This window comes from Chromobacterium aquaticum, from assembly GCF_021129195.1.
Taxonomy (GTDB): domain Bacteria; phylum Pseudomonadota; class Gammaproteobacteria; order Burkholderiales; family Chromobacteriaceae; genus Chromobacterium; species Chromobacterium aquaticum.
Genome location: NZ_JAJOHW010000237.1, coordinates 1 through 4,534, shown reverse-complemented (window position 1 = coordinate 4,534; position 4,534 = coordinate 1). Strand labels below are relative to the sequence as shown.

The 4,534-nt window shown below is 68.7% G+C and carries 4 protein-coding genes; all 4 read right to left on the bottom strand.

Annotation, left to right across the window (positions count from 1 at the left end):
* A partial coding sequence (locus LQT98_RS23350; protein WP_231465592.1) for a GumC family protein occupies positions 1-1,742 on the bottom strand: 1,742 nt, incomplete at its 3' end.
* A gap of 14 nt (positions 1,743-1,756) precedes the next feature.
* Positions 1,757-2,563: a polysaccharide biosynthesis/export family protein gene (locus tag LQT98_RS23345; RefSeq protein WP_231465591.1), complete on the bottom strand. Its 807-nt coding sequence runs from the start codon at positions 2,561-2,563 to the stop codon at positions 1,757-1,759.
* 13 nt (positions 2,564-2,576) lie between these two features.
* Positions 2,577-3,491 (bottom strand): glycosyltransferase family 2 protein, encoded by a 915-nt coding sequence (locus LQT98_RS23340; protein WP_231465589.1) that lies wholly within the window; start codon positions 3,489-3,491, stop codon positions 2,577-2,579.
* On the bottom strand, positions 3,488-4,534 hold a 1,047-nt coding region (locus LQT98_RS23335; protein WP_231465588.1), incomplete at its 5' end, for a mannose-1-phosphate guanylyltransferase/mannose-6-phosphate isomerase. The genes LQT98_RS23335 and LQT98_RS23340, both read right to left, overlap by 4 nt.

Here is a 4,534-nt window from a genome sequence, read left to right as displayed (position 1 = left end):
GCCGCCAGCCGCGCCGGCACGCCGCGTTCGGCCAGCACGCGCAGGAAGTGGCGGGCGACGAAGCTGACGCCCTCGCCGCGCCGCGACGACACCAGGCCGATGACCAGGCCGTCGCGCGCCAGCTTGTCGGCCGGCAGTTGGCCGTAGAGGCGGTAGACGCCGGCCTCGAAGGCGGGCGGCGGCTCCGCCCCCGGTTCCAGTTCCGGCAAGGTGCTCCACAACGGCGCCTGGAAGCGGCGTTCGACACCGCCACCGTCGTGGATGCGCTGGTCCAGCAAGTAGCACAGATAGAGCGCGAACAAACCCACCGCCGCGCCGGCCGGCAGCGCCGCCAGCAGGATGGCCAGGCTCTTGGGAAACACCCGCGCCGGGCTGAAGGTGGCTTGTTCTATCACCGCGATATTGCTGATGCGGCTGTTGTCCAGTTCGCGGTCTATGCGCGCCTTTTCCAGGCTGTCGCGGTAGAGCAGGTAGTTCTTTTCCGCCACCGCCAGATTGCGCTCCAGCCGCGACAGTTCCGGCTCCACGCCGAGGATGCGCGCGCGTTCGTCCTTCAGCGCGGCGATGGCCTTGTCGTAAGCCGCCACCTTGGCCTTGAGCTCGCCGGCGCGCATGCCGCGTTCCAGCTTGCCGCGTTCCAGCAGGTTGACGAGGTCATTGGGCGCGCGGTTTTCCGAGCGCTGCACGGTGTCCTTCTGCCGCGCGATCAAGGCCTTGATCGCCGCGATCAAGGCCTTGATCGCGGCGATGCTCTCATCCAGTTCGCGGATGGGCGGCGCGTCCGGCAGATAGGTCTTGAGCTTGTCCAGCCGCTCCAGCTCCAGGCCGTTGAGTTTGAGCTTGAGATCCTGCTGTGCCGGATTCAGGCTCAGCTCGCGCTCCTTGGTGATTTCACGCGGCAGCTTGCCGCCGCTGGCCTGGGCATTGGCGATGCCGCCCTGCACCGCCATCCATTCCGCCTGATCGGCGCTGCGCGCCGCTTCCAGCTTGTTGAGCTGGTCGGTGAGGCTGTCCAGCCGCTCCTTGGAGCTGATGCCGTCGATCTGGCGCAGTTGCTGGCCGATCTGCGCCTTGTAGCCGGCGATCTGCGCGGCCAGCTTGCCGCTTTCCGCGTCGTAGAACTGATACAGGCTCTTGCGGCCCAGCGCGCGGCTGCGCTCATCGATGTACAGCGCCAGCCATTTGGCCAGCACTTGCCGCGCCACCTCCGGGTCGTCCCAACTGAAGGCGATTTCCATCACCGCCGAGCCGCTCTGGTGGCTGACGCTGAATTGTTTCTCCAGCTTGGCCGCCAGCCGTTCCGCCGGGGTCTGCGCCTCCACCAGCCCAAGCAGCGCCAGCGCGTCGCGCGCCCAGTCCAGCACCGCGGACGCCGCCTGCTTCAAATGGAATTTCAGGGTTTGCCAGCCGCCCTGCGGCGGCGGCGCGCGCATCTCGCTCAAATAGTATTCGGCCACCTGATGGATGATGGGCCGTCCGGTCAGCAGCTTTTCCTCGTCGACGATGGGGTCGCGCTGGGTGCTGGGCGCCACCAGCGTCTGGCGGTCGGCGTATTCGATGGGCAGGGTGCTGGTATCGCGGCCCGGCTTGACCAGCAGCCGCGCCTCGGATTCGTAGCGCGCCGGCAGCAGGAAGGCGCCCAGCACCGCCACCAGCACGGTGGCGGCGAACGCCCATTTGAATTCGCGCCGGTAGATGAAAAACAGGCGGGCCAGGTCGCGGAAGGAACGGATTTCTATCATGTCTGGGTCGCCCGCTAATTGCCGGCCTTGATGGTGGGGTTGTTCTGAATGTTGACGTTGTTGCTGCCCTTGCCGCCCAGGTCGTAGTTGAGGCCTATGCCTATCGCCTTGGAGAACGGCAGCAACTGGTTGACGTACATGTCCACGCCCTCCACCGCCTTGCCGATGGCGGACTTGGGCACGAACACGATGTCGCCGCGCTGCAGCATCACGCCGCGCCGTCCGGCGGCCGGGTCCAGCATGCGCGCCAGATCGCTGAAATAGATCTGGTACAAGCCGGCCTCGTCCATGCGCAGCAGCGCCACGTGTTCGCTGTCCGCCGACGGCAGCACGCCGCCGGCGCCTATCACCGCCTGCTCGATGCTGGCGGCGGCGCTCAGTTCGAAAGCCGAGGGATTGCGCACCGCGCCGCCGACGAAGACGCGGTTGCCCGGCGCGATGGCGATGTTGACGGTGACTTGCGGCTGGCGGTACAGCGTGGACAGCCGCTTGGTGATCTCCGCGCCTATTTCCTCCGGCGTGCGGCCGCCGCCGCGCACGGTGCCGGCGTGCGGATAGGCGAAGCTGCCGTCCGGGCGCACGAAGAACAAGCTCATTTCGTCCTTTTCCGCCGGCGATTGCGCGTCGCGGACGATGCGCAGGGTGTCGCCGTTCATCACCCGCGTCACCGGCGGCGGCAGCTGGCTGATGTCGCGCAGCGCCAGCTGCCGCGCCTCCACGGTCTTGCCGTCCGGCAAGGCGATGGTGCTGGGGGTGGAACAGGCGGCCAGCCCGCCGCAAAGGGCGAGCAAGCTGAATAGAGGGAGGCGCTGTGTCTTCATCGCGGGTCCAGATTCATTTCCAATAGCCGGGGAACAGGCTGAGCCGGCGCTTGAGCGCGGGCGGCAGCCAGCGTTCGGCGTGGCCCAGCCGGTAGCCGGTCAGCTTGAGCGCGCTGCGCAGCAGCACTTCCGGCTGCCGCCACGGCTGGCCGGCGCCGCGCACCGCGGCCAGTTCCGAGCGCAGGAAGCGCCGTCCTTCGCCGCCGGCGCGGCCGAAGTGTTGGGCGATCCAGCGCTCGCGGCCGTAGAACACGCCGATGTCGAAATAACGGCGCATTTCTTCCAGCAGGCCGTAGTCGTGGGAGTGATGGACGCGGGCGTCTGCCTCGTAGCGTACCGCCCAGCCGGCCAGCAGCAGCCGGCCGGCGACATGGGCGTCCTCGGTGCCGATCACGTCGGCGGGAAAGCCGCCGACGGCCTTGAGCGCCGCGTGGCGGTAAGCGGCGAAGGAATCGGAACTGAAACAGGTCTTGATGCCCAGCTCGGCGGCATCGGCCAGCCGCTTGGTGCGGCTGAGCGGCGGATAGTTGAAGCGGCGCGCGTGCGCGCCGAGCAGGCCGGCGTCCGGCTGCGGCAGCTGGCGGCCGTAGGCGACGCCGATATCGTCTTCCGCCAGCACCGCGTCGCGCAGCCGGCGCAGCGCGTCCGGGTCCGCCGGTATCGCGTCCTGGGTCAGATAGATCAGCACCTCGGCGCGGCACAACTCGCTGGCCAGCCGGCGGGTGCCGCCGTGGTTGAAGTCCGCCGCGCGCACCGACACCACGCTGGCGCCGGCGGCGAGCAGGCGCGCCTTGCTGTCGTCGCTGGACTCGCTGTCCAGCACCAGCCATTCGTCCGGGCGCAGGCTTTGCGCCGCCAGCGCCGGCAGCAGCCGGTCCAGATGGCGGCCGGCGTTGCGCACCGGCAGGATCAGCGCGGTGCGGCTCACGGCCGCGCCTCCGTGCGGCCGTAGTCGTCGGCGAAGCGCACGATGTCGTCCTCGCCCAGGTATTCGCCGCTCTGCACTTCGATCAACACCAGGTCGATCAGGCCGGGATTGCTCAGCCTATGTTTTTCCCCGGCCGGGATGAAGGTGGATTCATTGGTGTACACCAGCCGTTCCGTGTCGCCATGCGTCACCCGCGCGGTGCCGCTGACCACGATCCAGTGCTCGCTGCGGTGGTGATGCATCTGCAGGGACAGGGACGCGCCCGGCTTCACCACGATGCGCTTGATCTTGTAGCGCTCGCTGTCGGCCAGCACGGTGTAATGGCCCCAGGGCCGTTGCGAACTCAAATGCTCTCGCCAGCTGGGGTGGCCTTGCCGCCGCAGCCGGCCGCTGAGTTCGCGCACCTCCTGACAACGCGAGCGGTCCGCCACCAGCAGCGCGTCCGGGGTGTCGACCACCACCAGATTGTCCACGCCCAGCGCGGCGATCAGCCGGCCGCGGCTCTGGATGAAGCAATCGCGGCTGCCTTGCAGCAGCGCTTCGCCGCTGACGCGGTTGCCGTCGGCGTCGGCGGGAAACTGCGCGGCCAGGCTGTCCCAGGCGCCGATATCGCTCCAGCCCAGCTCGCACGGCACCACCGCCGCCGTCGCGATGCGCTCCATCACCGCGTAATCGATGGAAATATCCGGACAGCGGACAAAGCCGGCGCGGTCCAGCTCGCGCTGGCGAACGCCGCCATCCTCCACGGCCCGGCTTGCCGCCAGGCTGGCTTCCACGCCGGCCAACACTTGCGGCGCATGCTCGGCCAGCGCCGCGCGCAGGCTGGCGGCGGCGAAGCAGAACATGCCGCTGTTCCACAGATGGCGGCCATCGGCCAGATAGCGTTCGGCGGCGGCGAGGTCCGGCTTTTCCACGAAGCACGCCACTTCCAGGCCGTCCGCGCCGATGGCGGCGCCGGTTTCGATATAGCCGAAGCCGGTTTCCGGCCGGCTGGGTTTAAGACCGAAGGCGACGACGCGGCCGGCGGCGGCCAGGCGCGCGGC